Below are 26,331 nucleotides of genomic sequence, written 5' to 3'. Positions count from 1 at the left end.
CCGGGATTGGTTCCGGCGAGCCAGGCAGCGGCATCCCCGGAACACTTTCGGTCGCGGCAATGCAGTGGCACGCGACCGAAAGAAATATCTATCCTGCCCGTTCGATCCGGATGACCTGCGGCTTGTCGGTCAGGTGACCATCCTTGGTAATGCCGTCAACAGCCTTGCGCACGGCAGCCTCGGTGGTCTCGTGGGTGACCAGGATCACCGTCTTTTGCGCCGCCGCTTCGCCGTTGATCGCGTGCTGGACGATCGATTCCAGCGAGATATCGTTGTCGGCCATGCGCTTGGCGATGGCCGCGAACACGCCGATGCGGTCATGCACGGTCAGCCGGATGAAATAGCCGCCGGCATGGCTGCGCATCTGTGCCTTCTTGTAAGGCTTCAACTCCTTCGCCGGCCTTCCGAAGACCGGGCCGTGCTGGAAGCCGGGCCGGCTCTTGGCGATATCGGCGATGTCGCCGATGACGGCCGAGGCGGTGGCATTGCCGCCGGCGCCGGGGCCGGAGAGCAGCAGTTCGCCGAGGATGTCGGTTTCGATCGCCACCGCATTGATGACGCCGTGGACCTGCGCGATCACCGAGGCCGTCGGCACCATGGTCGGATGCACGCGCTGCTCGATGCCGCTGTCGGTGCGCTGGGCGACGCCAAGCAGCTTGATCCGGTAGCCGAGATCGCCGGCCGCACGTATATCGGCCTGGGTGATGTTCGAGATGCCTTCCATGTAGATGTCATTGGCGGCGATCTTGGTGCCGAAGGCCAAGCTGGTCAGGATCGACAGCTTGTGCGCGGTGTCATGGCCCTCGATGTCGAAGGTCGGGTCGGCCTCGGCATAGCCCAGCCGCTGCGCGTCCTTGAGGCAGGCGTCGAACGAGATGCCTTCGGCCTCCATACGGGTCAGGATATAGTTGCAGGTACCGTTGAGAATGCCGAAGACGCGGGTGACCGAGTTGCCGGCCATCGCTTCGCGCATCGTCTTGATGACGGGAATGCCGCCCGCAACCGCGGCCTCGTAGTTGAGCAGCACGCCCTTCTTCTCGGCGATCTCGGCCAGTGCGACACCATGTTTGGCCAGCAGCGCCTTGTTCGCGGTAACGACATGACGGCCGGCCTCGAGCGCCGTCTTCACAGCCGCGAACGCCGGCCCCTCGTCGCCGCCGATCAGCTCGACGAAAACGTCGATCTCGGCGGTCTGCGCCATCTTGGCCGGATCGTCGAACCATTTCGCGGTATTGAGATCGACGCCGCGGTCGCGCTTGGGATCACGCGCCGAAACCGCCGACACGACGATGTCGCGCCCGCACTGCCGTGTCAGCTCCGCCGCCTTGTCGCGCAGCACGCGCGCCACCGACGCGCCGACCGTGCCGAGGCCGGCAATTCCAACACGCAGAGCTTCAGCCATGGCCAGCGATGTCCCCTGAAAGATCAAACGAAATTGTGTGCGGAAAGCTTACCGATGGGCGGAAAGCGGCACGACATTGTTGGGTTGCTTGGCGCTGGTCGCCAGGAAGCGCTTGATGTTGCGCGCCGCCTGTCGGATCCGGTGCTCGTTCTCGACCAGCGCGACACGCACGAAATCATCGCCATGTTCGCCGAAGCCGACGCCTGGCGCCACCGCAACGTCGGCATGTTCGATGAGCAGCTTGGAGAATTCGAGCGAGCCGAGATGGCGGAACGGCTCGGGAATCGGCGCCCAGGCGAACATGGACGCAGCCGGAGCCGGAATGGTCCAGCCCGCGCGGCCGAAGGCGTCGACCATCACATCGCGCCGCTTGTGGTAGATGTCGCGCACTTCGGCGATGTCGGCGCCATCGCCATTGAGCGCGTGTGCGGCCGCCACCTGGATCGGCGTGAAGGCGCCGTAATCGAGATAGGATTTCACCCGGGTCAGCGCCGAGATCAGCCGCTCGTTGCCGACGGCAAAGCCCATGCGCCAGCCGGGCATGGAGAACGTCTTCGACATGGAGGTGAACTCGACGCAAACGTCGATCGCACCCGGCACCTCGAGCACCGAAGGCGGCGGATTGCCGTCGAAATAGATCTCGGAATAGGCAAGGTCCGACAGGATGATGATGTCGTTCTTCTTGGCGAACGCCACCACGTCCTTGTAGAAATCGAGCGAGGCGACCAGCGCCGTCGGGTTCGACGGATAGTTGAGGATCAGCGCCAGCGGCTTCGGGATCGAATGGCGGATGCCGCGCTCGACCGCCGGGATGAAGTGGTCATCGGGCTCCACCTGCAGCGAGCGGATGACGCCGCCCGACATGATGAAGCCGAAAGCATGGATCGGGTAGGTTGGATTCGGACACAGGATCACGTCGCCCGGCGCGGTGATCGCCTGCGCCATGTTGGCGAAGCCCTCTTTCGAACCCAGAGTTGCCACCACTTGCGTATCGGGATTGAGCTTCACGCCGAAGCGGCGCTGATAGTAAGCGGCCTGCGCGCGGCGCAGGCCCGGAATGCCGCGCGAGGAGGAATAGCGATGGGTGCGCGGATCGCGCACCACTTCGCACAATTTGTCGACGATTGCCTTGGGCGTCGGCAGGTCCGGATTGCCCATGCCGAGGTCGATGATGTCGGCCCCGCGCGAGCGGGCACTGGCCTTGAGCCGGTTGACCTGCTCGAAGACATAGGGCGGAAGCCGACGGACCTTGTGAAACTCTTCCATGGCAGTTCCAGACATCACTTGGCGTTTGGCAAGGCGCGCCGTGTCGGCAAGTGCCTTGGGCGCGCGCTATATACTTATTTGCAGGTAGGGTCGAGGGCGGGGTCGCATTTGCCTTCGATCTGCTTCAGTGTCTGCGCACCATGCTTGCTGGCCAGGTCCGTCAGCGCCGCCTGGTTTGTGACTTTGGGGGCGCCGCCATTGGCTGCCTGCGCGCTCTCGTCCCCCTTCAATTCCGCGAGCCTGGCGTTCCTCTCGGCATCGGTGAACTGTTTGGCCGCCACTTTCGGCGGGATGTTCAGGTTCGGAAAGGTGCCGGTATCCTTCGGTCCCGCTGATGTGGCGATGGGCACCGGGCCGCTGGTATCGGTGCTCGAGCAGGCCCCAAGGCACAGCAGGGCAATTGCCGCACCGATGCGGCAAAAACGACAGGCGCCGAAAAAAACAGTCTCGCCAATGTTAATCGTCATATTGTTTCCTTGGCAGCCGGGGTAGAGCGAGGTTGGACCCGTTCGGATGTCCCATGGTAATATGTCAAGAAAACGCTTCGGGAGGAACCCCGCGCACCATGTCCAAAACACCCGATTCGGGCAAAACGGAAGATGGCGGACCTTCGACGGTCGAGCAATATCTGGTGAAGGATCCGGAGCGCTTCGCCCTGAACATGGCGCGCATGATCGAGCAGGCCGGCAAGGCGGCTTCCGCCTGGGCCGAGCCGCGCGAGAAGGGCGAAGTGCGCGACCATGTCGCCGAACCGGTCGTCGACATGGTGAAGACCTTCTCCAAGCTCAGCGAATACTGGCTTGCCGACCCGCAACGCGCGCTCGAAGCTCAGACGCGGCTGTTCGCCGGCTATATGACGGTATGGGCGAACGCCATCCAGCGCGTCAGCCCCGATGCCGAGCGAACCGAGGACGCGGTCAAGCCGGAGCGCGGCGACAAGCGTTTCCAGGATCCGGAATGGGGCCGCAACGCCTTCTTCGATTTCTTGAAACAAGCCTATCTCGTCACCTCGCGCTGGGCGGCTGATCTTGTCGAGCACGCCGAAGGTCTGGACGAGCACACCCGCCACAAGGCGAGCTTCTACGTCAAGCAGGTGTCCAACGCCATCTCGCCGTCGAATTTCATCCTGACCAATCCGGAACTGTTTCGCGAAACCATCGCCTCGAACGGCGAAAACCTTGTGCGAGGCATGAAGATGCTGGCCGAGGACATCGCCGCCGGCAAGGGCGACCTGAAGCTGCGCCAGGCCGACTACTCGCCCTTCGAGATCGGCCGCAACATCGCCACCACCCCCGGCAAGGTGGTCGGCCGCAGCGACGTCGCCGAGATCATCCAATACGATCCCGCCACCGAGACGGTGCTGAAACGGCCGCTGCTGATCTGCCCGCCCTGGATCAACAAGTTCTACATACTCGACCTCAACCCGCAGAAATCCTTCATCCGCTGGGCGATCGAACAGGGCCACACCGTGTTCGTCATCTCCTGGATCAACCCTGATGAACGCCACGGCATGAAGAACTGGGAAGCTTATACAAGAGAGGGGCTGCAATACGGCCTCGACACTATCGAGAAGGCCACAGGCGAGAAGGAGGTCAACGCTATCGGCTACTGCGTCGGCGGCACGTTGCTGGCGGCGGCACTTGCCCTACTGGCGCAGGAGGGTGACGATCGCATCAAATCGGCGACCTTCTTCACCACCCAGGTCGATTTCACCTATGCCGGCGACCTCAAGGTGTTCGTCGACGAGGAACAGGTCGCGGCAGTGGAAAAGGCCATGAACGAAAAGGGCTATCTGGACGGCACCAAGATGGCGACCGCCTTCAACATGCTGCGCTCGGGCGACCTGATCTGGCCCTATGTCGTCAACAACTACATGCGCGGCAAGGATCCCCTGCCCTTCGATCTGCTTTACTGGAATGCCGATTCGACACGCATGGCGGCGGCCAACCACTCCTTCTATTTGCGCAACTGCTATCTCGAGAACAACCTCTCGCGCGGCAGAATGGAACTTGCCGGCCGCACCGTTTCGCTCGCCGACATCAAGATCCCCGTCTACAACCTCGCGTCCAGGGAAGACCACATCGCTCCCGCGCTGTCCGTTTTCCTCGGCTCGAAATATTTCGGTGGCGAGGTCGAATACGTGATGGCGGGCTCCGGTCATATCGCCGGCGTCGTCAACCCGCCCGCATCGGGCAAGTACCAGTACTGGACCGGCGGCAAGCCGGAGGGCGACTTCGGCGAGTGGATCGCCAAGGCCGCCGACCATCCTGGCTCCTGGTGGCCGCACTGGCAGAGCTGGATAGAGGCCAGGGACAACAATCGCGTGCCTGCCCGCAAAGCAGGCAAGCATATGAAAACCTTTGGTGATGCCCCCGGTACCTATGTCAAGGTGCGTGTGTAACCGACTGTAATGTCTGGTGAGTTGACGGACCCGTAAAAGCGGGCGAAATGGTGTCGTCAACCATCTTGCCGCCTAAATTCGGCAATTGCCGCAAAAATACTTCCAGGCTTGCTGATTTGACACAGGTCTCGTTTCCGGATCGGAGACAAGGGGCACCTCGACGCAGCCGTTCGGACGCCGCGCCAAGGATATACCGATCGGATATCGAGGGGGAATTTGACTTTGAAATCAGCAGGGTGGAGCCTCGCGAAGGGAGAACGCCGCACCATTGCGGCGGCGCTCTGCTCCGTGCTCCTGGCCTCCTGCACCTCGGCCGGCGACCCCACAATGTCGGTTGGCATGCCCGGCTACAATGCCTCCGCATCGGACATCAAGGCAGCCTCGACAAACAAGCCGATCGTGGCCGGCGATTCGTCGTCGCAGACGGCGACCACGCAAACCACCGTGATGGCGGAAGGCGACACAGCGCTGCCCGAGACGGTCGCCTACGTGCCGATTGCCAAGCCGCAGGCGGCCTTCCCGCTCACCGCGCCGGCTGAAGCTGAAACGATTGCCGGAAACACGCCGCAATCGCTGGAGCAGCAGCCGCAGACGACGCAGCAGACCGATGCGGCGGCGCAGAAGATCGCCGCCGCCGACGCGGCCGTGACGGCGCCGAAGCAGGCCGCCACACCGGCGATGAACAATCCGGTCTATGTGACCGCTGGCGAGGCGCCGCAAGCCGAGGCGCCGAAGAAAAGGGGTTTCCTGGCCTCGATGTTTGGCGCCACGCCGGCTTCGGCGAAGCCCGCTCCACTGGTCAACACGCGCGCAGGCGAACAGCCGGCCGTGCAGGCCAAGCCCGCCCCGGCGGCGGCAAAGCCGATCATTACACTGGCCTCGGCCGATTCCACGGCGAAACCGGTGCAACTGGCTTCGCTCGGCGACGACTCAGGTCACATCACCGGCAGCGATGCCCTGCCGGGCGTCCGCCAGACGGCCCTGTTCGAGATCAAGCGCAAATCTGGCCTCGACGACGAAAGCGACGTCGACCTCAACGAGGATGAAGGTTCGGGCGGCCTCTACCAGGTAGCTTCCGCCGCCGGCATGGCGCGCCTGGCGCCCAACGGGCTCTTGAAGCAGAACGAGAGTGTCGACGTGGCGTGCCTCAAGCCCTCGCTGGTGCGCGTGCTCAAGACGATCGAAGGCCATTACGGCCGCAAGATGGTCGTCACCTCCGGCTATCGCGACCCCGCCCGCAACCGCCGTGCCAATGGCGCCAAGAATTCGCTGCACATGTATTGCGCCGCCGCCGACATCCAGGTGCCGGGCGTCTCGAAATGGGAGCTGGCGAGCTACGTCAGGACGATGCCCGGCCGCGGCGGCGTCGGCACCTACTGTCACACCGAATCGGTCCACGTCGACGTCGGCCCCGAGCGCGACTGGAACTGGCGCTGCCGCCGGCGCAGCGGTGGCGAAGGCTGACCAGCGCCGGTTCGGCTGGGACCTCCTGACCTCAGGCCGCTTCCGCAATCGTCTGAAAAGTGCCCGCAAATCCACGCGCCGGCTGGGGACGGCCGCCAGAAAAATTGCCGCCGGCGCTGCGTGAATCACTCGCTTCGGCAGGCAGGAAAAAAGTTGTCCAAGCCGGCACCTGACGGGTTGCCGGTTGCGCACAACGCCAGTATAAGCCGCTTTCATCTGAGCGCGCCCATCGTCTAGCGGTCAGGACACCGCCCTTTCACGGCGGTAACAGGGGTTCGATTCCCCTTGGGCGTACCAGCTTCACTCGAAGTCTCCTTCGCTCCCTTTCGGCGTCAAGAGCTATCGCGCCGGACAGGGTAACACCCCCTTCCGAAACGTCATTTTACGTGTTGACCATTCCGTCGCCTCGACCTTGTCGAGGGCAAGGCTCGATGGTTAAATCGGCTTTCCCAGGGGGATGCTAATATGGCAGTTCACCTTTCGGCGGATGCTCGAGCTCCTGCGGCGAGGCCGCCACAAAGATATCTCTTTGGCCCGCTGACGGACTTCCTCATGCTTGGCGGGAGCGCATTCCTGATTTTGCCAGCCCTGTTCTTCGTGCCGCTCAAATACGAAGGCGCCGTGGCTGCGGTGATGCTTTTCCTGGCTTATCTGATCAACTATCCACACTTCGCCCACTCCTACCAAATCTTCTATCGCAATTTTGGAAGCAAGGCGCGCGGCGACGGATACGACAGGGGCCTCCAGATCCGCTACATTTTCGCCGGCATTGTCGTTCCCCTGCTCATGGGCGGGTTTTTTGCTTACGGCTCGATAACGGCGAACGCCAGGCTGCTCGGAAACGCAGCCAACGCGATGTTCTTTTTCGTGGGCTGGCACTACGTCAAGCAAGGCTACGGCATGTTGATGGTGGACGCCGTGTTGAAGCGCAGGTTCTTCACCAATCCGGACAAGAAAATCCTGCTGGTCAACAGCTATGCCGTATGGCTGTTTGCATGGCTCCAGACGAACACGGCGGTCAGCCAAGCAAAATATTACGGTCTGGAATATTACACGTTTGCCACGCCTGCGTGGCTCAACACGATCGCGCTGTCGGCCGCGGCCGCTTCCACGGCCGCCACCGTTGTGATGCTGGTCAATCGCTGGAGTAAAAATGGCGGTAGCCTGCCGTATAACGGCGTCGTCGCTTATATCGCGTCCCTATACCTCTGGATTCTGGTCGTCAGAATAAATCCGCTCTGGCTGCTCGTGGTGCCGGCACTCCATTCGCTGCAGTACCTGGCCGTGGTCTGGCGCTATCAAAGCAATGTCGAGCGTGACGGGCCCGATTCAGAAAGGGTTCCGGACTCCAGAATCCTGTCCATTCTTGGTCCGATCTACAGGATGCGTGTCCTGGGGTTCGTCATCGCCGGCGGGGTCCTCGGCAGTCTCGGTTTCTGGCTGGTTCCGGCGGCACTGACTGCCTTGATCCCTTACGACAAGGAAGTCCTGGGTTCGTCGCTGTTCTTCTTCATAGTGCTGATCTTCATCAACGTGCACCACTACTTCCTTGACAATGTCATGTGGCGACGCAGCAACCCCGAAGTTTCAAAATATCTGTTCCGCTAGCGGTTGGCATGGAACTAATGGGGGGACGCCTTGCGGAGCACTTCAGGCGGAAAGAATTGGCATCGGCTCAGTTGCCGCGCCGGCCGATATCTCTTGTTGCACGGCGAAGAAGAACCTGCGCACCTCGTCGCTGGCCGCCGCCCTGTCCCTGCCTGACCTGACGACGAGATCGAACAACTCCGTTGCCTTGGCCCTCCAGAACGAGGTGGCGCTGTCGCCATGCAAACTGTCGAGCCTTGCAGCCACCTCCCGAACCAGGAATGCCTGACGGTCGATCGGGAATGCACGGATTTTTTCTGGGGACATCTTCCGAACCACGAGACTGACGCAACGAATCAACCATTGCCGAACAAGCATGGCGTAGCCGCGAAAGTGGAAACGGAAGCTTAATGGCATCGGCATCGATGCGCCGTTCGGCCATGAGAACGAAGAGCGCAGCGCACCCTCAGGCTTGCAGCCCTCTCGCCTGGCCACCGCGCTTGCGCGGTGCCATCATGTCCCGGGCCATCAGCCCGGTCACCCGGCAGAACGCCATGAACGCCCGGCAGGCATCCTCGGTCTTGACCACGTCCACGGTGGCGCCGAAGCAGGCGTTGAAGGCCTTCTGGTAAATCGGGCCTTGCCGGCGCAGCGGCCAGTCCTGGAGAAAATCAAGGGCCTGTTCGACGCTGTAGATCTCCTCGACAGGCAGGCCGGGTCCGGGCGCGATACGCACCGGCACCTCGAATTGCAGTCTGTCCATCCGCCATCTCCCGAACTGTCGTCACCAGCGGCAACGCCATCCGTCGTAAAAAGTTGCTTGGCCGGCCGCTACCGCAGGAATGTGGCGTCTCCGCGGTCATGGACGTTTTGCCGCAGCCACCGCAAGCAAGCGCCAAGGCGCTCGACCGTGTCGAACGCGGGCGCCTTGGCGATCCGGCTACTGGTTGGCAGGATCGGTCTCCGCATCGAAGGCCATGCGCACCGCCGTAAGCAGCACGAAGGCCGACGGCACAGCGAAAATCCCGCCAAGGACAAGTGCCCCTGTCGCCGAAAGGCCGAGCGTCTCCGTCAGCGCCCAGTAGACGGTTCCGATACAGATGAGCGCCTGGACGGAAAGGAAAATGGCGGCGCAGGCCGCGCGTGAAAGGCTCTTGAATGTCTTGATACGTTGCATGGAAACAATCCGGAAATGACGCGCCACACACCGCTGCGCGACCGAGGCCGCCGCACGGATCGCGACGCGAACAGGAAGTGATTTGAGTGAAGGAGCGGTTGAACCGCTCAGGCCGGAAGCGACGGCGGTGCGCGCGGCTGATTGGCAGTCGCCCAAGATGTACGGGCCAACTCGCCAGCAGCGACGATCTCCGCCGGCGGAACCGAAACAAACCAGGAAAAGACGGTGTCCCGAGCCGGCAGGGCCGGATGGCCGCCGGCGAACTTGACCAGGGCCGGCCGGCCGGAACGAACTTCCAGCGCCTGCGCCTTGCCGGTGATGCGCAGCAGCGCCGCCGCTTCGCCAGACCGCTCCACGCCGGCGCTGGCGACACCGGAGGCTGCTCCGGCAGGGACGGGCACCTCCGGCCGGCCAAGGGACAGCATCGCCAGCAGCACCAGGCTCATCAGCAATGAGCAGGCCGCCTTCAACGGCGCTTCCGGCAGTCTGGCGTGTCTGACCCTCATGAAATCTCCAAAAACCTCCCTCGCCCTACCGCACGGTCGACTGAAAGGGAAGGAACAAGGGCGTCAAAGACACCGGGGCGCGCCGAATATCCCTCCCGCTTGGTCGTGTCCGGGCAGTTCTTCCTTGAACCTTTTGCCCTCAAGTGCCAAATCTGGGGAGATTTTCACGCCGGCTCCCCTGCAGAGCCACACCCGCAAGACGGACACCAATGGTCACCTATCTCGACGCCGCCACGGCACCGCTTAGAAACACCGGCCAGATCCGCCTCTATGGCGAGGAAGGTTTTGCCGGCATGCGCAAGGCATGCGACCTCACGGCGCGCTGCCTCGACGAACTGGTGCCGATGGTTGCGCCCGGCGTCACCACCGACACCATCGATCGCTTCGTTTTCGAGTTCGGCATGGACCATGGCGCGCTGCCGGCGACGCTCAACTACCGCGGTTACACCAAGTCTTCCTGCACCTCGATCAACCATGTCGTCTGCCATGGCATCCCCGACAACAAGCCGCTGAAGGATGGCGACATCGTCAACATCGACGTCACCTACATCCTCGACGGCTGGCACGGCGATTCCTCGCGCATGTACCCTGTCGGCACCATAAAACGCGCGGCTGAACGCCTGCTCGAAGTCACCCACGAATGCCTGATGCGCGGCATTGCCGCGATCAGGCCCGGCGCCCGCACCGGCGCCATTGGCGCGGCCATCCAGAGCTATGCCGAGGGCGAGCGCTGCTCGGTGGTGCGCGACTTCTGCGGCCACGGCGTCGGCCAGTTGTTCCACGACGCGCCCAACATCCTGCATTACGGCAGCGCCAATGAGGGCATCGAGATGCGGCCCGGCATGATCTTCACCGTCGAGCCGATGATCAACCTCGGACGGCCGCATGTGAAAGTCCTGTCGGACGGCTGGACGGCGGTGACGCGCGACCGCTCGTTGTCGGCGCAATACGAGCACACGATCGGCGTGACCGACACCGGCTGCGAGATCTTCACGCTATCCCCCAAAAAGCTCGACCGCCCCGGCCTGCCGGCATAATGTTTCGTCCTGCCGGACCTCGCGGTCGGGAGAGTTGGGGGCAGACGATATGTCAGGTGACGACGACGAGCGCAGTTTCTTTGCAGAAAAGCCTGCGCAGCTTTCCGCGACCATGCACTCTCCTGCGAAAGCCGGGCCTGCCGCGAAGGCCAGGGGGATCGAGGAGAAGCCGCATTATCTCGGCCATCGCGACCGTTTGCGCGAACGCTTCGCCTCGGCAGGTCCGGACGCCCTACCCGATTATGAGCTTCTGGAACTCCTCCTCTTCCGCCTGATTCCCCGTGCCGACACCAAGCCGGTCGCCAAGGCACTGCTCTCTCGCTTCGGTAACCTGGCCGAGGTGCTTGGCGCGCCTGTCGGCCTCCTCCAGGAGGTCAAGGGCGTGGGCTCGGCGGTGGCGCTTGACCTGAAAGTCATTGCGGCGACGGCCCAGCGCATGGCGCGCAGCGAGGTCCATGGCCGCGAAATCCTCTCCTCCTGGCAGCAGCTTCTCGACTATTGCCGGTCAGCCATGGCCTTCGAGGCGCGCGAGCAGTTCCGCATCCTGTTCCTCGACAAGAAGAACACGCTGATTGCCGACGAGGTGCAACAGACCGGCACCGTCGACCATACGCCCGTCTATCCGCGTGAGGTGGTCAAGCGCGCTCTCGAACTGTCGGCGACGGCAATCATCCTGGTGCACAACCATCCGTCGGGCGATCCTACGCCATCGCGTGCCGATATCGAGATGACCAAGGAGATCATCGACGCTGCCAAGCGGCTGGGCATTTCCGTGCATGACCACATCATCATCGGTCGCAAGGGCTATTCCAGTATGAAGGGGCTGCTGCTGATCTAGATCATCGGCTCGGCGAAGCCACCCGAACGAAAGCAGGCAATCGCCGGTGCGGTCTTCGGCTCAAGAATTTGAAAATCGTTCAATTCTGGAGCGAATGGCCCCTAAATTCAGGCCATCTTGGCACAAGTTTCCAAATTCTCCTGCAAATTCCCGGTCTTTTAGAAGATAATTCCGTTGAGGGTCGGCTTTTCCGTTGATACCGTTTGAAACGCTTCAATTGGAACCTGCCATTGCAACGCAAGCGCCCAACCATAGCGGATGTCGCGCGCGCCGCCGGTGTCTCCATCGGAACGGTGTCGAACTTCATCAATGGGACCGCCGGCCTGAAGGAGGCCACGCGCGAACGCATTGAAAAGGCGATCGCCACGCTGATGTACCGGCCGAGTTCGTTTGCGCGTTCGCTGCCGGGCCGCGCGCCCCACAGGCCGAAGAATCTCGATCATCTGCCGAGGCTCCTGGTCGCGGGCCGGGTCAGCGTCGACTTTCTCTGCCGCGTCGACGTCCTGCCGCATCGCGACGACCGCATCACCGCCAGCCATATCGAGAAGGCGCTGGGCGGGCCTGCGGCCAATCTCGCGGTTGCCGCCGCCGGTGTTGGGGCGCCCTACGCTCTCGACGTGGAACTGGCGACGGCGGTCGGCGAAGACCCGGAGAGTGACTGGGCGCTCGGCGCGCTTTCCAAACTGGGCGTCCACGCACTGCCGATCCGCAACACCCCCAACAACCGCCTTTCGCAGGCCATCGTGATCATCGAGCGCAATGGCAGCCGCACGATCATCAGTGAACCGTTCGAACTCGGCGAAATCGATCTGACTGCCAATCTGGACATCCAGCCCGAACCGCGCCCGGCCTGTCTTCACATCGAAGGCTTCCACTACGAAACGATGACCGCTTCCATCGCGCGCTTTCATCAGGCCGGCTGGAGGGTGAGCCTGCATTCGGCCGGCCTGCCCAAGAGCGCACGCACGCCCGAAACGTTCACGCAGATGGTCCGGCACATCGATCTGACCTTCATCAACGACGTGATGATGCGGGAGATTTTCGACTTTCGCTCCAGGATGGCGACAATGATCGAAGAGGTGCGGCTGATGCTGGCGCGCATCAAGCCGCGCGGAACGGTCGTGCTCACTCTCGGCGAGTTTGGCGCGGTCGTCTTTCCGGCGAATGGCGGGCCGCAGATCGAGGTGCCGGCACTGCCTGTCGACCGCGTCGATGCGACGGGCGCTGGCGACAGCTTCGCCGGCATATTCCTAAGCCTCTGGCTGCATGGTGCGTCGCTGGACGACGCCGCCCGCCATGCGGCGATCGGCGCGAGCCTGACGACCACGGTCGAAGGCGCACAGGGCTACATCGCGGATTTCGCGACTTTGAAGGCTGCCGCCTTGGCGAACAACGCCATGTTGGCAAGCTGAACCGACAACTTACGGGAACCCAGGAGAGTATTGATCATGGCGAAAACAAGAGTGCTTCTGGTCGGCGAGAGCTGGATGAGTTCGGCGACCCACTACAAGGGGTTCGATCAGTTCGGCAGCGTCACCTTTCACCTGGGCGCGACGCCGCTGGTCGATGCCTTGAAGGGCAGCGAATTCGACCTCGACTACATGCCGGCCCATGAAGCCGTCGAAAAGCTGCCCTTCACCATGGAGGGCCTGTCGCAATACAAGGCCATCATCCTCTCCGACATCGGCGCGAACTCGCTGCTGCTTCACCCCGATGTCTGGCTGCACGGCAAGACAGTGCCCAACCGGCTCAAGCTTCTGCGCGACTGGACCCAGGCCGGCGGCGGCCTGGTCATGATCGGTGGTTATTTCTCCTTCCAGGGTATCGACGGCAAGGCGCGCTGGCACCGCACGGCCGTCGAGGAGGCGCTGCCGGTGACCTGCCTTCCCTATGACGACCGGCTCGAGATTCCCGAAGGGTTCCGGCCTGAAATCACCGGCCCCAAGGATCACCCGATCTTTGCCGGCATCGAAGGCGAATGGCCGCTGCTGCTCGGCGCCAACGAGGTCATTGCTCGCGATCGCGACGACGTCGAAATCCTCGCACGGTTGCCGCAGGATCAGGGCGGCCATCCGCTGCTGGTCACCGGCCGCCATGGCCAGGGCCGCACGCTGGCCTGGACGTCGGATATCGGCCCGCATTGGCTGCCCAACAGCTTCGTGGAATGGCCGGGCTATGCGCATCTTTGGACCAACGTGCTGCGCTGGGTCAGCAAGGCCGTCTAGCCGACCAGCAACCGCCGGGGAACCGCCATGACAGAACCGTTTCTTGTCGCCAGAAATATCGCCAAGCGCTTCGGCGCTCTGACCGCGCTTGCCGATGTCGACCTGGAGATCCGCTCCGGCGAGGTGCTGGCGCTTCTCGGCGACAACGGCGCCGGCAAATCCACCTTCATCAAGATCCTGGCGGGCGCCCATCCGCCCAGCGATGGAAAGCTTCTCATCGAGGGCAATCCGGTGGCTTTCTCCTCGCCCAAGGACGCAGCATCGTCGGGGATCGCGACGATCTTTCAGGAACTGGCGCTCTCGGAAAACCTGTCGATTGCCGAAAACGTCTTTCTCGGCCGCGAATTGAAACGCTCCATTTTGGGTATTCCCTTCCTGAAGCGCAAGGAGATGCGCCAGCGCGTCGATGGCCTGTTGAAAGAGCTCGACGCGCATATTTCCGATCCGGAAGCACCCGTCGGCAGCCTGTCCGGCGGTCAGCGCCAGGCCGTGGCCATCTGCCGGGCGCTTAATCTGAATGCCAGGCTGGTCATCATGGACGAGCCCACGGCGGCACTCGCCGTCGCCGAAACCCGCAAGGTCCTGGCACTGACGCGGCGGCTTGCCGCGCGCGGTTGCGCCGTCGTCCTCATCAGCCACAACATTTCCGAAGTGTTCGAGGTTGCCGACCGCATCGTGGTGTTCCGGCGCGGCCGCAAGGTGGCCGAGCGGCTGGCGGCCGAGACCAGTCACGAGGAAGTCGTTTCGCTCATAACAGGCGCCCATCCCGACGTGCGGGCGCTTGAAAAATCAAACTGAAATGCACGTCCATTCCAGAGAGGATAAACCAATGCTTTCTCAACTCAAAAAGGCGCTCGCCGTTTCCGTGCTGTCACTCGTGGTCGCCACGGCGGCCCATGCCGCCGACAAGCCCAAGGTCGCCTTCGTCCCGCAATTGATCGGCATCCCCTACTTCAATGCCATGGAAGCCGGCGGCAATCGCGCCGCCAAGGACCTGGGCGTCGATTTCATTTATTCCGGCCCCGTCGACACCAACCCGGTCGATCAGTTGCAGATCGTGCAGAACCTGATCGACCAGGGTGTCCAGGCGATCTCGGTCAGCGTGCTGGATGCCTCCAGCATCGCGCCCGTCGTCGAGAGCGCCAAGGCCAAGGGCATCAAGCTTTTCACCAGCGACAGCGATGCACCCGACAGCGGCCGTGCCGTCTATGTGGCGCAAGCGACCGACGAAGGGCTCGGCACGACGATCATCGACGAGCTGGTGAAGCGCGTCGGCGAGGACGCCACGATCGGCATCGTCTCCGGCGAGGCGACGGCGTCCAATCTCAACGCCTGGATCGGCTTCATGCAGAAAGAGGCCAGCACCAAATATCCGAAGCTGAAACTGCTTGCTCCGCAATTTGCCGGCGGCACGGCCGAGCGCGCCGCGCAGATATCAGGCGATCTCATGGCCGCCAATCCCGACATCAAGGCCATCATCGCCGTCGCATCCTCGACCTGTCCGGGCGTTGCCCAAGCCATCGAAACCGCCGGTAAGATCGGCTCCGTCATCGGCACGGGCTATTGCAGTCCGAACACGGCGCGATCCTACCTGAAGAGCGGCGCCTTCGGCTTTACCGTGCTGTGGGATCCCGAGCAACTGGGCTATCTCACGGTCTGGGCCGGCAAGCAGTTGATCGACGGCAAGAGCTTCGAAGCCGAGAACAAGATCGCCGGCCTCGAAAAGCCCGCCACCTATGATGCTACCAAGGGCATCCTGCTGCTGGGGCCGCCGGCTGTCTTCACCAAGGACAATGTCGACAAGTTCAACTTCTGAGCCTTGGGATGAACACGGTGCGACAGTTTGGAAACGGCGTTTTGGCCATGAACGGGCGGGAGTGGTCCCTGCTTGCCGCCTGTCTCCTGGCGATCGTCATCTTTTCTGTCGCATCGCCCCACTACGCGACGCCAGGCAATGCGGCGACCGTCCTGCGCAACAGCGTCGAACTGCTGTTGATCGGCCTTGGCATGACCTTGCTGCTTGCCATGGGCGGCATCGACGTCTCGATCGGCATCGTCATGGGCCTGGCGGCAATAGCAATCGGCCGTGTGCTCGGAGCCGAGGGCAATCCGCTGCTGGCGATCATCGCTGGCCCTGCGGTCGGTGCGCTGCTCGGCTGCGTGACGGCCACCGTCGTCGTCCTCGGCCGCGTCCCGGCAATCGTGGGAACGCTCGGCCTGCTTGGCGTCTACCGCACCGCCGTCTTTGTCCTTCTCGGCGGGCAGTGGCTCTCCGGCCTGCCCTCGAGTCTCACCAATCTTCTGGCAACCACCGTACTCGGCATTCCGGTCCCAGCCATCGTCATCGCCGTCGCCTATCTGGTCGTCTGGCTGGCGTTGCGGCGAACCCCCTACGGGCCGCACCTGCTGGCGATCGGCAATTCCGAGGAAAAGGCGCGGCTGTCGGGAATCCCCGTGGTCAAGGTGCGCTTCATGACCTTCGTCATCAGCGGCGTCCTGACCGGCATTGCCGCCACGTTCTACGTCGCCACCTACCGCAATGTGGAGATGACGATCGGCAGCACGCTGGCCCTCGATGCCATCGCCGCGGTCATTCTCGGCGGCACGAGCATATTGGGCGGCAGATGCAGCTTGATCGGCACGGTCTTCGGCGTACTGCTTCTGAGAATTCTCCAGAATGGATTGCTCTTGATCGGCGTTCCCTCGCTTTGGCAGCCTGTGGTTACCGGTGTTCTCATCATCGGCGTGCTCGGCTTCGAAGCCGTCTCCAACCGGCTGCCGTTTGCCCAATTCCTGCGAGCCCGCGCATGAACAGGATCCGGAACCTGCAGGGCCCCGCCCTCACCTTGGCTCTGCTGTGCGGTCTCTGGCTGGTCGTTATTGTCGGCCTGCTGGCGCTCAAGCCTTCGGTCTTCAATCTCGGCACCGTCACCACAATTTTGCAATTTTCGACGATCCTGGCCCTGGTCGGCCTTGGACAGGCGCTGGTCGTCCTGGCCGGGGGCGCGGGCATCGACCTGTCCGTTGGCGGCGCCGTTTCGCTCTCGGCGATCGTTGCCATGCTTTCCCTGAAGCTGGGGTTGCCGCCCCTTCTGTTGCCAGTCGTCTGCATCCTGGCCGGCGCCGTGCTCGGTGCCTTGAACGGATGGCTGGTGAACGGGCTCGCCCTTCTCCCCTTCATCGCGACGCTGGGAACATTCTTCGTCTATTCCGGCCTGGCGCTTGCCGCCACCGGCGGTGCGGCGCAGTCCGGCGTGCCCGCCTGGCTGCTCGTTTGGGGGCGCGGTGCGATCATGGGCATCCCCGTGCCTTTCCTTACGCTCGCCGTCCCCTGTTTCGCGCTTGCCGGTCTCGTGCTGCTCTCGACGGCTTGGGGACGCTGGATCTACGCCATGGGCTTCAATGAACGTTCGGCCAAACTGGTCGGCATTCCGGTCGATCGCGTGCGCTTCATCCTTTATGTGCTGAGCGGCGCGCTTGCCGGTGCGGCCGGGCTCGTCTCTCTCGCCTGGCTCGGCAGCGGCAGGCCCAATATCGGCCAGAACCTCGAACTGGAATCCCTGACCGCAGCCATGCTGGGAGGCATCGTCATCACTGGCGGGCGCGGTGGCGTCGGCGGCGTGTTCGCAGCCGTCCTGCTGCTGGTCACGCTGAAGACCGGCCTTTTGCAATTGAACATCAACACGGTCTGGCAGGTGGGGATTGTCGGCGCCCTTCTGGTTTTCGTCCTTCTCGCCGACCGACTTTCCCAACGTTGGAGATAACAATGCCTTCCATGGAAGAGACCATCGCCGCGCGCGTCGAGGCAGCCGCCGAGCGCATCGTGAAGACGCTGAGCGATCTCGTCGCCTTCCCCTCGATCGTGAAATCGAATCCGAAGGAGGCCGGCCCCGGCGAGCGGGATTGCCAGCTCTACCTGCAAAAGCGCCTTGAGGCGCTCGGCTTCTCGACCGATCTCTGGGATCCGGACGGCCCGGCGCTCTACGAAAAATACAAGGGACGTGCCGGCGCCAACAAGGGCAGGACGTTCGAGGGCCGGCCCAATCTCGGCGGCGTTTTGAAAGGCACCGGCGGCGGGCGATCCATCATGCTGACCGGCCATATCGACGTCGTGCCGCCGGGTGCCGCCGGCCACTGGACCACCGATCCCTTCCAGCCTGTCCTGAAGGACGGATACCTGCACGGTCGCGGCACGGTCGACATGAAGGGCGGCGTCGCCTGCATGCTGATGGCCGTCGAGATCCTGAAGGAGCTCGAGGTTCCCTTGTCTGGGGACGTCGTCTTCACCACCGTCGTTGACGAGGAAATCGGCGGCATGGGCTCGCTCGCCATGGTCGATCGGGGCTTTCGCGCCGACGCCGGCATCATGACGGAACCGACGGCGAACAGGATCGCACCGCTTTGTCACGGCATTCTGTGGGGCAAGATCATCATAGACGGCATAGGCGGCCATGCCGAACTGACGCCGAACTCCTGGTATTCGAGCGGCCCGGTCGACGCCGTCCAGCTTTGCCGGCAGATCCTCGACGGCATCGACATCCTCAACCGGCGCTGGATGTTCGATCCCAGGAAGAACCACCCGCTGATGGACCTGCCCAACCAGATCATCGTCACCCAGATCAATGCCGGCGAACATCCATCCTCCATGGCGGGACGCGGCGAGATCATCATCGACGCACAGTATCTGCCGAGCGAGCATGACGAGTTCAGGCTGGGTGGCAACGTCAAACGCGAAATCGAAGAGCACATCGCCAATGTCTGTCAGGCGGATCCTTATCTGCGAAAGCGCCCTGCCCGTGTCGAATGGATCCTCGATGCCGATTGCGCCGAGATCCCGGCGGACAACCCCTTTGTCGGCCTGTTCCAGGAGGCCGTCAAAGCAGCCGACCTGTCGCCGGCCCTGAGCGGCTTCGGCGCACACAGCGACATCGGCCTGCCGACCGGCCTGGGCCACACCCCGACCGTCAACTTCGGTCCTGGCGATCCGGCGCAGGCGCATCAGCCGAACGAGCGCGTTTCGGTGCGCGATCTCGTCGACTGTACGAAGGCCATCGCCATCGCGGTGGAGAAATGGTGCCGCTAGCGTAGCCGGCTGCGAGCGGCGGGGGAGCTTGCGGAAGCAATCCGGGGCTTAGCAAAGCAGTTCCCCGTCACCCGCCAAAGCGCGGTTCGGGAACGCCGGTCACGCCAAGGCCGGTGATGGCGAACAGGCTGCCGCGCAGCACGCCATCGCCGGGAAAACGCGGCAGCGGTGGCTTGGCCATGGAGGTGACGTAGAGCGTGTCGAGCTTCGGTCCGCCGAACATGGCGCTGGTGATCTTCTTCACCGGCATGTCGATGATACGGTCTATGCTGCCGTCCGGCGCATAGCGCACCAGGCGGCCATCATAGACCAGCGCATTCCACAGACAGCCTTCGGCATCGACGGTCGAGCCGTCGGCGGCACCACCGCGGCTGGTGTCGACGCGAGCGAAGGTGCGGCGGTTGGTGGCCGCACCTGTCGCGAGGTCGTAATCATAGGCCCAGATCTCACCGGTCCAGGTGTCGGCGAAATAGAAGGTGCGGTCGTCGGGGCTCCAGCATGGACCGTTGGAGCAGATGATGCCGGAATCGATCCTGGTGACGGAAAAATCCGGGTCGAGCCGATAGAGACCGCCGGACGGCCCCTCCTCCATAGTGTCCATCGAGCCGGCGAAGAAGCGGCCGCGCCGGTCGACCTTGCCGTCGTTGAGACGGTTCATCGGCTTGTCCGGCTCCGGATCATGGATCAACGTCACCTCGCCGGTGGCGAAATCGAGCAGATGGAAACCGCGCTGCAACGAGACGACAGCGCCGCCGCCATCCTTGCGCAGCGCCATCGAGCCGATTTTCATCGGCACGTCCCAGCAGCGGATCTCGCGCCCGTCGGCAGTCGCGCGGAACACGCGCCCATCGAAACTGTCGATCCAGTAGAGACGCTCCTGCTCGACGTCCCAGAGCGGTCCCTCGCCAAGCGTGGTCTTCACGTCCACCACGACTTCGATCTTCATGCCATCCTCCTCTTTGTTGGCTCGCGCAGCGATTGGGTGCGTCAGAAAGCGACCTTGTCGCCGCCCTTCAGCGACAGGATCTCGCGCGCTTCGTCCGGTGTCGCCACCTCCATGCCGAGCCCCTCGATGATCTTGCGCGCCAGCACGACCTGCTCGGCATTCGACTTGGCAAGCTTGCCCCTGCCGGCCCACAGGCTGTCCTCCAGCCCGACCCTTATGTTGCCGCCGAGTGCTGCCGATTGCGCGGCGATGCGTAACTGGCTAGCGCCGGCGCCGAGCACCGACCAGCGGAACTGGTTGCCGAACAGCCGGTCCGCCGTGCGCTTCATATGCGCGACATCCTCCGGATGCGTGCCGATGCCGCCCAGCAGACCGAACACCGACTGCACGAAGAAGGGCGGCTTCACCAGCCCGCGGTCGGCGAAATGGGCGAGGTTGTAGAGATGCGCAATGTCGTAGCACTCGAACTCGAAGCGCGTGCCATTCTCGTAGCAGGTGGCAAGGATGTACTCGATATCCTTGAACGAGTTGCGGAAGACGAGATCGCGCGTCGCTTCCAGATGAGGCTTTTCCCAGTCGAACTTGAAGGTCTCGTATTTGTCGGCGAGGTGATAGAGCCCGAAATTGATCGAGCCCATATTGAGCGAGGCCACCTCCGGCTTGAACTGGGCGGCCGGGCGCACCCGCTCCTCGACCTTCATATAGGGGCTGCCGCCGGTAGTGATGTTGATGGCGGCATTGGTGCCTTGCTTGACGCGGGGCAGGAAACGGGCAAAGGCCTCCGGCGTCTGGTCGGGCTTGCCGGTCTCCGGATCGCGGGCATGCAGATGCAGGATCGCCGCACCCGCTTCCGCGGCGGCGATTGCCTCCGAGGCGATCTGGTCCGGCGTGATCGGCAGGTAAGGCGACATGGTCGGCGTGTGGATCGCCCCCGTCACCGCGCAGGTGATGATGACCTTGCCCCTGGCCGTCGTGGCGCCGGGCTTGCGGCTGGTTTCCTTCATTGTCCGAACTCCTGATCCGATTTCTTCTTGTGCGCCGCCAGCGCCATCAGCCGGCGATCCCGCCATACCTGCCGATCACCCAGCTTCTCCCGGGGCAAGCGCCTGCTACGTTCGGCCTCGACGGTTTCCATCACCTCGCCCGCCCAGTCGACGCGGCGCAGCATCTGCGGAAAAATATTGGAATAGATGCCCTGGTAGCGCTCGGCATAGTCGCGCACGCCGCCCGGCGCGTTGAGGTCGATGGTCTCGAAGGGCCCCATGAACGACCAGCGCAGCGCCAGCCCGTCGCGGATGCCGATATCGACGTCCTCGACGCTGGCATAGCCGTCGGCGACAAGCCGGAAAGCTTCCTCGAGCAGCGCCCCTTGCAGCCGGTTCATGATGAAGCCGTCGAGCTCGCGCTTCATCACCAGCGGCGCGTGGCCGGCATCGATGAGGAAGGCCCGCGTTCTTTCGAGCGTCTCGGCGGACGTCCACGGCGCCGGCACCACCTCCGCCGCCGGAATGAGGTAGGGCGGGTTGATCGGATGCACGACCAGGCAGCGGTGCCGCCCCGGGAGATGATCGGTGAATCTCGACGGCAGCAGCGCCGAGGTGGAACTGGCGATCACCGCCTGCGGATCAGAGAGGGAATCGATCCGCGAAAACACCTCGCGCTTCACCTCGAGATTTTCCGGCGTATTCTCCTGGACATGCACGGCACCGGCCAGCGCCGCGTCCATATCCCCCACGACGGAGATACGCTCGAGCACCGCGTGCGCGGACTGTCCGCGCAGCAGGTCGTTCGAAGCTAGATCGCCGAGCACGCCTTCTATGTAGTCGCGTGCGCCGCCGGCCGCGACCGGCGACTGGTCCCACATGCGCACATCATGGCCGGCGCGCGCGAAGCTGATCGCCCAGGCCCGTCCGATGAACCCGCTTCCGACAATTGCAACCTTGGCCATTGCTTGCTCCTCAAAGCGTTTCGACGTTGCCGTCGACGCCGAGCGACTGGCCTGAAATGTTGATGCCCGCGTCGGACAGCAGGAAGGCGACCATCGACGCCACGTCATACGGGCTGGTCATGCGGCGCAACGAGATGTTCTGCAGATAGCGTTCGGTCATCTCCTGGTGGCTGATGCCGACCTGTTTGGCCCGTGCCGAGATGACGCTCTCGATGCGCGGCCCCTCTATGATGCCCGGCAAGATGGCGTTGACCCTGATGCCGTGCGGCCCGAGCTCCTTGGCAAGGCTCTGCGTGAAGCCGATGACACCGAATTTGGCCGCAGAATAGGGCGTGCGGAACGCATAGCCGTGGCGGCCGGCCGCCGACGACATCGAGACGATCGAACCACCGCCGGCCGCCTTGATGAGCGGCACGGCGCGCCGCGCGCACAGGAACTGGCCGGTCAGGCCGATGTCGAGACAGCGCCGCCAGTCGGCCGGATCGATTTCGTCGACGCCGCCGGTCGGCCCGGCGATGCCGGCATTGTTGATCAGAGCGTCGAGGCCGCCGAGTTTCTCCTTCACCGCCTCGAACAGCCGGTCGACATCCTCGTCGCGCGAGACGTCGGCCTTGACCGCCGCGACAAGCGTCATCTTCTTGGGAGCGGCCGCCAAGGCTTCGTCGGATACATCGCACACGACGATGCGCGCACCAAGCCGCGACAGTGTTTCGGCAATGGCGAAGCCAATGCCGCCGGCGCCCGCCGTTACCAGGACACGTTGCCCTTTGAGCCCTGCCAGGAATTCGGCCGGCGATTTGGGTGCGCTCGTGCTCATCATTCCATTCCCTTCATTGAATGCGTCTTTCGCGCAGCGCCATGACGGCACCGAGCACCACCAGCCCGAACAGGATCGCCCGTGTGGCGTAGGGCAGCGTCGTGCCGGCCAGCAGCATCTGCAGCGCCGTCAGCAGCAGCACGCCGCCGAGCATACCGAGATAGTGCCCGCGCCCGCCCGTGATCAGCGCGCCGCCGACCACGACAACGGCGATGGACGGCAGGAGATAGTCGTCGCCCATGCCGAGGCTGGCCTGGCCGGAAAAGCCGGTCAGCATGACGCCGACGATCGCCGCGCACAGCGCCGACAGCATATAAACGAAGATCAGCGTCCGTCCGACGGCAATGCCCGAAAGCTGGGCGGCGCGCGGGCTGTTGCCGATGCCGTAGACCTTGCGGCCGAAGGCGGTGCGACCGAGCAGCAGCACCGCAAGGGCCACGAAGACGACCATGAACGGCACGACGGGCGTTACCACCCATATCTTGCCGGTCATGAACCAGCGCAGCATCGGCGAGGAGAAGCCGGCCGGCGTGCCTTGCGAATAGAGAAGCGCGAAACCTTGCAGGATGCCGTTGGTGGCGAGCGTCATGACGATCGGTGAGATGCCGAGGAAAACGATGCCGATGCCGTTCGCCAGTCCGATAAGACAGGCGATGGCGAGCACCACCGGCAGCGCATAGACGAGTGCCGCGTCCGATCCGTTCACCAAGCCGGCAAGGAGGATGCCCGACAGGCCGATCGTCCACGGCACCGACAAGTCGAGCCCGCCGGTGAGGATGACGCTGCCCTGCCCGAGCGCAAGCACGGCAAGGAAACTCGACAGCACGAACAGCGAGTTCCAGTAGGTGGGATTGAAGATGGCCCGGCCGAGCCAGACCTGGGTGACGATCATGACGACGGCCAGGCAGACATAGGCCGGCAGCGCGTAGCGGAGCGCCTCGGCATTGCGCACGCGAAAGCCGGGCGCCTGTCCTGGAACGGCCGTTTTGTGCGTGATGCGCAGCCTGCGGTCGCGGGGATCGAGTTGTGACGGCAGCATGCCGGCGCGCCAGGCGGCAAGCCGCGCGCGCAAGGCGCGGACCTGGTAGGCCAGCACGGAGCCATGCGACAGCGAGCCCGCGAGCACGGCAAGGATCAGGATAGTGCCCTCGGCAATGGTCGAATAATAGGCCGAGACGTTGAGCACGAGCAGGACGTTGACGACCATCATCAGGATATAGGCGCCGAAGACGGTGCCGAAGGGGCCGCCCTGCCCGCCGCCGAGCCGCGTGCCGCCGACCACGACGGCGGCGAACATCGACAACAGCAGCGGATTGCCGACCAGCGGATCGCCGCTGCCGGTCTGGGCGCTGATGAACACGCCCGCAAGCCCGTAGCAGCCGCCGGCGATGACATAGACGAGGAAGCGCACGAGAACGACGCGCACGCCGACCGCGGCCGCGGCATCTGGATCGCTGCCGACCGCGTAGAGCGCCGTACCGAACCGCGTGCCCTTCAGCCAGAACCATGCCAGCAGGACCGCGCCGATGACGACCAGCGGCATGGGCAACCAGCCCGGGATCGCATCGCCGAGATAGAAAGTGCCGAGATCGGGCGAGACGAAGCCGCCGGGCTTGTCCATGACCAGCAGTGTGATGCCTTGCAAGATGAACATGGTCGACAGCGTGACGACGATGGGCTGCATGCGCAGCACCGCGATGAAGAAGCCGTTGAATGCCCCGACGAGCATGCCGACGCCAATGCCGGCCAGCGTCCACAGCCAGACGCTCGTTCCGGTCGCCATCGGATCCATCGACGTGGCCAACACTACGTTGACCAGCGAAACCACGGCGCCCGCCGACAGGTCGAAGCCGCCGGACAGGATGACGATGGTCTGGCCCATCGCCGCCAGCGCCGAGGTGGCGCCGCCGCTCGACAGGAACGAGATATCGAAATAGGTGAGCCGCCCGGCGCTGATCAGGTCGACGACGACGAGCAGCACTGCAAAGACGATCGCCGCGATAATAGCGCCGCGATGCCGCGCCAGAAGGCGCACCAGGGATCCGGCCTGTCCGGTTGTTAACGAACCGACCGCGCTCACTGTGCTGCCTCCAGCATATTGCCGCCATGTCCCAGCGCCGGCCGCATGATCGCGCTCTCGGTGATCTCGTCGCCGGCGAGCTCGGCCACCAGCCGTCCGTCATAGAGAACGAGCACGCGGTCGCATTGATGGACGAGTTCGGGAATTTCGGTCGAATGCAGCAGGATCGACCCGCCGGCCGCCACATAGTCGCGCATCATCACGTAGAGCTCGTGCTTGGTGCCCACATCGATGCCGCGGGTCGGGTCGAAGAGCAGCAGGATGCGGCTTTCGGCAACCAGCCATTTGGCGATGGCGATCTTCTGCTGGTTGCCGCCGGAAAAGGCGCCTGCTCTTGTCCACAGCGCACGCCTGTCCACCTCGACCGTCGAGAAGGCCGCCTGCACGGCCCGTGCTTCCTCTTCCTCGCGGATCAAGCCGAGCCGGGTGAAGCGGCCGACCACCGGCAGCGATGCGTTCTGCCGGCCTGACAATTTCAGGAACAGGCCTTCGGTCTTGCGATCCTCCGGCACCAGCCCGATCGCCATGTTGGGCCTCAGCGCATCGGCCGGCGAGCCGAGCCACACTTTGCGGCCGTCGACCATGACGTGGCCGCGTTGGATCTCGGCCATGCCGAAGCAGGCGAGGAACAGGTCTAGCTGGCCCATGCCCTGAAGTCCGGCGATCCCGACGATTTCGCCCTTGCGCAGGTCGAAACTGGCGCCGTCGAGTTTTCTGCCCGCCTTGAGATCGCGTACGCCGAGCACCGGCGGACCGAAGACCGCCGCACCCTCGGGCTTTGGCGGAAAGGTCTGCGCGAGAGCGCGGCCGATGATCTTCTCGATCACATCCTCGTCCGAGATGTCGGCCACAGGTGCCGTGACGATGTGGCGGCCATTCCGCAGGATGGTCAACGTATCGCAGAACGCCCGCACCTCGCGCATGCGGTGGGTAATGAACACGACCGTCGTTCCGGCGGCCTTGAGCCGCGCGATGATCGTTCCCAGCCATTCGACGTCGCCGCCCGAAAGCGTCGAGGTCGGCTCGTCCAGCAGCAGGATGCGCGGCTTCCGGTAGACGGCGCGCGCGATCTCGATCTTCTGGCGGACCGCGAGATCGAGCGTCGCCACCTCGGCATCAAGATCGACCGAAAAACCGAGATCGGCGATGTGCCGTCCGACCGCCTTGCGCGCGGCCGACCGCCTGATCAATCCGGTCGGGCCGGATGGCGCGTAGGGCAGCAGCATATTGTCGAGAACGCTAAGGTCGCGGACCAGCGTCATCTCCTGGAACGCCGTCTGCACCCCGCGATCGTGCGCGGCGCGCGGCGAACCGAGCGCGGCCGGCGCGCCAAGGATGCTGATCTGGCCCTGATCGGGCCGCACCAGTCCCGATAGGAGCTTGACCAGCGTCGACTTGCCGGCGCCGTTCTCTCCCAGCAAGGCGTGCACGCTGCCGGGCGCGATCGCGAAAGAGACGTCGTCGAGCGCGACGGTCGCCCCAAACGCCTTGCGTATGCCGTTGACGGCAATAGCCGGCACATGCGTTGTTGAAGTCATCATTCCCGGTTCCGGC

25 protein-coding genes and 1 tRNA gene are annotated in these 26,331 nt (G+C 63.7%); 13 read left to right on the top strand and 13 right to left on the bottom strand.

Translation table 11 applies throughout. The features are described 5' to 3' along the window. Positions 1 to 88: 88 nt before the first annotated feature. The 3 genes from LB532_RS08845 to LB532_RS08835 all read right to left on the bottom strand — a co-directional run bounded on the left by LB532_RS08845 (position 89) and on the right by LB532_RS08835 (position 3,135). A complete protein-coding gene (locus LB532_RS08845) occupies positions 89 to 1,402 on the bottom strand; it encodes a homoserine dehydrogenase (RefSeq protein WP_140638913.1) in 1,314 nt (437 codons plus the stop codon). 48 nt (positions 1,403 to 1,450) lie between these two features. Then, the gene (locus tag LB532_RS08840) at positions 1,451 to 2,668 is read right to left on the bottom strand and encodes an LL-diaminopimelate aminotransferase (RefSeq protein WP_140638914.1); all 1,218 of its coding nucleotides are present in this window, start codon (positions 2,666 to 2,668) and stop codon (positions 1,451 to 1,453) included. A gap of 74 nt (positions 2,669 to 2,742) precedes the next feature. Next, positions 2,743 to 3,135, bottom strand: a complete 393-nt coding sequence (locus LB532_RS08835; protein WP_140638915.1) for a hypothetical protein — start codon at positions 3,133 to 3,135, stop codon at positions 2,743 to 2,745. A 98-nt stretch (positions 3,136 to 3,233) separates the two neighbouring features. On the opposite strand from LB532_RS08835, the gene LB532_RS08830 reads away from it, so the two are divergent. The 4 genes from LB532_RS08830 to LB532_RS08815 all read left to right on the top strand — a co-directional run bounded on the left by LB532_RS08830 (position 3,234) and on the right by LB532_RS08815 (position 8,141). Further along, a complete protein-coding gene (locus LB532_RS08830; protein ID WP_140638916.1) occupies positions 3,234 to 5,069 on the top strand; it encodes a PHA/PHB synthase family protein in 1,836 nt (611 codons plus the stop codon). Positions 5,070 to 5,285: 216 nt separating this feature from the next. Next, positions 5,286 to 6,533 carry a YcbK family protein gene (locus tag LB532_RS08825; protein WP_140638917.1) on the top strand — a complete coding sequence of 416 codons (1,248 nt, stop codon included), beginning with the start codon at positions 5,286 to 5,288 and terminating at the stop codon, positions 6,531 to 6,533. Between the two features lie 222 nt (positions 6,534 to 6,755). Continuing rightward, positions 6,756 to 6,830, top strand: a tRNA-Glu gene (locus LB532_RS08820). Positions 6,831 to 6,998: 168 nt separating this feature from the next. Beyond that, positions 6,999 to 8,141 carry a hypothetical protein gene (locus LB532_RS08815; RefSeq protein ID WP_140638918.1) on the top strand — a complete coding sequence of 381 codons (1,143 nt, stop codon included), beginning with the start codon at positions 6,999 to 7,001 and terminating at the stop codon, positions 8,139 to 8,141. A gap of 42 nt (positions 8,142 to 8,183) precedes the next feature. On the opposite strand, the gene LB532_RS08810 is transcribed toward LB532_RS08815, so the two are convergent. The 4 genes from LB532_RS08810 to LB532_RS08795 all read right to left on the bottom strand — a co-directional run bounded on the left by LB532_RS08810 (position 8,184) and on the right by LB532_RS08795 (position 9,803). Beyond that, complete coding sequence (locus LB532_RS08810) at positions 8,184 to 8,543, bottom strand: DUF6074 family protein (protein WP_224556621.1); 360 nt, start codon at positions 8,541 to 8,543, stop codon at positions 8,184 to 8,186. A gap of 43 nt (positions 8,544 to 8,586) precedes the next feature. Further along, entirely contained in the window at positions 8,587 to 8,883 is a 297-nt protein-coding gene (locus LB532_RS08805; RefSeq protein ID WP_140551494.1) for a DUF982 domain-containing protein, read from the bottom strand. Positions 8,884 to 9,060: 177 nt separating this feature from the next. Then, a complete protein-coding gene (locus LB532_RS08800; protein ID WP_140638919.1) occupies positions 9,061 to 9,297 on the bottom strand; it encodes a hypothetical protein in 237 nt (78 codons plus the stop codon). A 107-nt stretch (positions 9,298 to 9,404) separates the two neighbouring features. Further along, a complete protein-coding gene (locus LB532_RS08795; RefSeq protein ID WP_140638920.1) occupies positions 9,405 to 9,803 on the bottom strand; it encodes a hypothetical protein in 399 nt (132 codons plus the stop codon). A 209-nt stretch (positions 9,804 to 10,012) separates the two neighbouring features. On the opposite strand from LB532_RS08795, the gene map reads away from it, so the two are divergent. The 9 genes from map (at position 10,013) to LB532_RS08750 (ending at position 18,986) form a co-directional block, all read left to right on the top strand. Next, positions 10,013 to 10,840, top strand: coding sequence for a type I methionyl aminopeptidase (gene map / locus LB532_RS08790; protein WP_140638921.1), 828 nt, complete (start codon positions 10,013 to 10,015; stop codon positions 10,838 to 10,840). Between the two features lie 49 nt (positions 10,841 to 10,889). After that, positions 10,890 to 11,678, top strand: a complete 789-nt coding sequence (gene radC / locus LB532_RS08785; RefSeq protein WP_140638922.1) for a RadC family protein — start codon at positions 10,890 to 10,892, stop codon at positions 11,676 to 11,678. A 230-nt stretch (positions 11,679 to 11,908) separates the two neighbouring features. Continuing rightward, a complete protein-coding gene (locus LB532_RS08780) occupies positions 11,909 to 13,090 on the top strand; it encodes a carbohydrate kinase family protein (RefSeq protein ID WP_140521013.1) in 1,182 nt (393 codons plus the stop codon). Positions 13,091 to 13,126: 36 nt separating this feature from the next. Then, complete coding sequence (locus LB532_RS08775) at positions 13,127 to 13,903, top strand: glutamine amidotransferase (protein ID WP_140638923.1); 777 nt, start codon at positions 13,127 to 13,129, stop codon at positions 13,901 to 13,903. Between the two features lie 27 nt (positions 13,904 to 13,930). Beyond that, positions 13,931 to 14,701, top strand: a complete 771-nt coding sequence (locus LB532_RS08770; protein WP_140638924.1) for an ATP-binding cassette domain-containing protein — start codon at positions 13,931 to 13,933, stop codon at positions 14,699 to 14,701. Between the two features lie 31 nt (positions 14,702 to 14,732). After that, entirely contained in the window at positions 14,733 to 15,719 is a 987-nt protein-coding gene (locus tag LB532_RS08765) for an autoinducer 2 ABC transporter substrate-binding protein (RefSeq protein ID WP_140638925.1), read from the top strand. Positions 15,720 to 15,766: 47 nt separating this feature from the next. Next, the gene (locus tag LB532_RS08760; protein ID WP_224556619.1) at positions 15,767 to 16,714 is read left to right on the top strand and encodes an ABC transporter permease; all 948 of its coding nucleotides are present in this window, start codon (positions 15,767 to 15,769) and stop codon (positions 16,712 to 16,714) included. Beyond that, positions 16,711 to 17,667 (top strand): ABC transporter permease, encoded by a 957-nt coding sequence (locus LB532_RS08755; RefSeq protein ID WP_140638926.1) that lies wholly within the window; start codon positions 16,711 to 16,713, stop codon positions 17,665 to 17,667. Before LB532_RS08760 ends, LB532_RS08755 begins: the two co-directional genes overlap by 4 nt. Before the next feature lie 2 nt (positions 17,668 to 17,669). Continuing rightward, on the top strand, positions 17,670 to 18,986 hold the full coding sequence (locus tag LB532_RS08750; RefSeq protein ID WP_140638927.1) for a M20 family metallopeptidase: 1,317 nt from the start codon (positions 17,670 to 17,672) through the stop codon (positions 18,984 to 18,986). A gap of 67 nt (positions 18,987 to 19,053) precedes the next feature. Here LB532_RS08750 and LB532_RS08745 read toward each other — a convergent pair whose 3' ends face one another. The 6 genes from LB532_RS08745 to LB532_RS08720 are packed head-to-tail and all read right to left on the bottom strand — an operon-like array spanning position 19,054 to position 26,315. After that, positions 19,054 to 19,932 (bottom strand): SMP-30/gluconolactonase/LRE family protein, encoded by an 879-nt coding sequence (locus tag LB532_RS08745; protein WP_140638928.1) that lies wholly within the window; start codon positions 19,930 to 19,932, stop codon positions 19,054 to 19,056. Between the two features lie 41 nt (positions 19,933 to 19,973). Beyond that, positions 19,974 to 20,936: a 3-keto-5-aminohexanoate cleavage protein gene (locus tag LB532_RS08740; protein ID WP_140638929.1), complete on the bottom strand. Its 963-nt coding sequence runs from the start codon at positions 20,934 to 20,936 to the stop codon at positions 19,974 to 19,976. Beyond that, positions 20,933 to 21,880 carry a 3-hydroxyacyl-CoA dehydrogenase gene (locus LB532_RS08735; RefSeq protein ID WP_140638930.1) on the bottom strand — a complete coding sequence of 316 codons (948 nt, stop codon included), beginning with the start codon at positions 21,878 to 21,880 and terminating at the stop codon, positions 20,933 to 20,935. The genes LB532_RS08740 and LB532_RS08735 overlap by 4 nt, the downstream gene beginning before the upstream one ends. A gap of 10 nt (positions 21,881 to 21,890) precedes the next feature. Then, positions 21,891 to 22,697, bottom strand: coding sequence for an SDR family oxidoreductase (locus LB532_RS08730; protein ID WP_140638931.1), 807 nt, complete (start codon positions 22,695 to 22,697; stop codon positions 21,891 to 21,893). Between the two features lie 13 nt (positions 22,698 to 22,710). Further along, positions 22,711 to 24,777 carry an ABC transporter permease gene (locus tag LB532_RS08725; RefSeq protein WP_140638932.1) on the bottom strand — a complete coding sequence of 689 codons (2,067 nt, stop codon included), beginning with the start codon at positions 24,775 to 24,777 and terminating at the stop codon, positions 22,711 to 22,713. Next, positions 24,774 to 26,315 (bottom strand): sugar ABC transporter ATP-binding protein, encoded by a 1,542-nt coding sequence (locus tag LB532_RS08720; protein WP_140639225.1) that lies wholly within the window; start codon positions 26,313 to 26,315, stop codon positions 24,774 to 24,776. Before LB532_RS08720 ends, LB532_RS08725 begins: the two co-directional genes overlap by 4 nt. Between the last annotated feature and the right edge of the window lie 16 nt (positions 26,316 to 26,331).

It is taken from the genome of Mesorhizobium sp. ESP-6-2, assembly GCF_020164675.1.
Lineage (GTDB): Bacteria > Pseudomonadota > Alphaproteobacteria > Rhizobiales > Rhizobiaceae > Mesorhizobium.
Note: the sequence above shows the minus strand (reverse complement) of the source record. Positions and strands in the feature narration are given on the sequence as shown.

Coding starts and splice junctions, on each gene's coding strand:
- LB532_RS08845 (WP_140638913.1), bottom strand. CDS start 1,402: ATGGCTGAAGCTCTGCGTGTTGGAATTGCCGGCCTCGGCACGGTCGGC.
- LB532_RS08840 (WP_140638914.1), bottom strand. CDS start 2,668: ATGGAAGAGTTTCACAAGGTCCGTCGGCTTCCGCCCTATGTCTTCGAG.
- LB532_RS08835 (WP_140638915.1), bottom strand. CDS start 3,135: ATGACGATTAACATTGGCGAGACTGTTTTTTTCGGCGCCTGTCGTTTT.
- LB532_RS08830 (WP_140638916.1), top strand. CDS start 3,234: ATGTCCAAAACACCCGATTCGGGCAAAACGGAAGATGGCGGACCTTCG.
- LB532_RS08815 (WP_140638918.1), top strand. CDS start 6,999: ATGGCAGTTCACCTTTCGGCGGATGCTCGAGCTCCTGCGGCGAGGCCG.
- LB532_RS08810 (WP_224556621.1), bottom strand. CDS start 8,543: ATGCCGATGCCATTAAGCTTCCGTTTCCACTTTCGCGGCTACGCCATG.
- LB532_RS08805 (WP_140551494.1), bottom strand. CDS start 8,883: ATGGACAGACTGCAATTCGAGGTGCCGGTGCGTATCGCGCCCGGACCC.
- LB532_RS08800 (WP_140638919.1), bottom strand. CDS start 9,297: ATGCAACGTATCAAGACATTCAAGAGCCTTTCACGCGCGGCCTGCGCC.
- LB532_RS08795 (WP_140638920.1), bottom strand. CDS start 9,803: ATGAGGGTCAGACACGCCAGACTGCCGGAAGCGCCGTTGAAGGCGGCC.
- map (WP_140638921.1), top strand. CDS start 10,013: ATGGTCACCTATCTCGACGCCGCCACGGCACCGCTTAGAAACACCGGC.
- radC (WP_140638922.1), top strand. CDS start 10,890: ATGTCAGGTGACGACGACGAGCGCAGTTTCTTTGCAGAAAAGCCTGCG.
- LB532_RS08775 (WP_140638923.1), top strand. CDS start 13,127: ATGGCGAAAACAAGAGTGCTTCTGGTCGGCGAGAGCTGGATGAGTTCG.
- LB532_RS08770 (WP_140638924.1), top strand. CDS start 13,931: ATGACAGAACCGTTTCTTGTCGCCAGAAATATCGCCAAGCGCTTCGGC.
- LB532_RS08765 (WP_140638925.1), top strand. CDS start 14,733: ATGCTTTCTCAACTCAAAAAGGCGCTCGCCGTTTCCGTGCTGTCACTC.
- LB532_RS08760 (WP_224556619.1), top strand. CDS start 15,767: ATGAACGGGCGGGAGTGGTCCCTGCTTGCCGCCTGTCTCCTGGCGATC.
- LB532_RS08755 (WP_140638926.1), top strand. CDS start 16,711: ATGAACAGGATCCGGAACCTGCAGGGCCCCGCCCTCACCTTGGCTCTG.
- LB532_RS08750 (WP_140638927.1), top strand. CDS start 17,670: ATGCCTTCCATGGAAGAGACCATCGCCGCGCGCGTCGAGGCAGCCGCC.
- LB532_RS08745 (WP_140638928.1), bottom strand. CDS start 19,932: ATGAAGATCGAAGTCGTGGTGGACGTGAAGACCACGCTTGGCGAGGGA.
- LB532_RS08740 (WP_140638929.1), bottom strand. CDS start 20,936: ATGAAGGAAACCAGCCGCAAGCCCGGCGCCACGACGGCCAGGGGCAAG.
- LB532_RS08735 (WP_140638930.1), bottom strand. CDS start 21,880: ATGGCCAAGGTTGCAATTGTCGGAAGCGGGTTCATCGGACGGGCCTGG.
- LB532_RS08730 (WP_140638931.1), bottom strand. CDS start 22,697: ATGAGCACGAGCGCACCCAAATCGCCGGCCGAATTCCTGGCAGGGCTC.
- LB532_RS08720 (WP_140639225.1), bottom strand. CDS start 26,315: ATGACTTCAACAACGCATGTGCCGGCTATTGCCGTCAACGGCATACGC.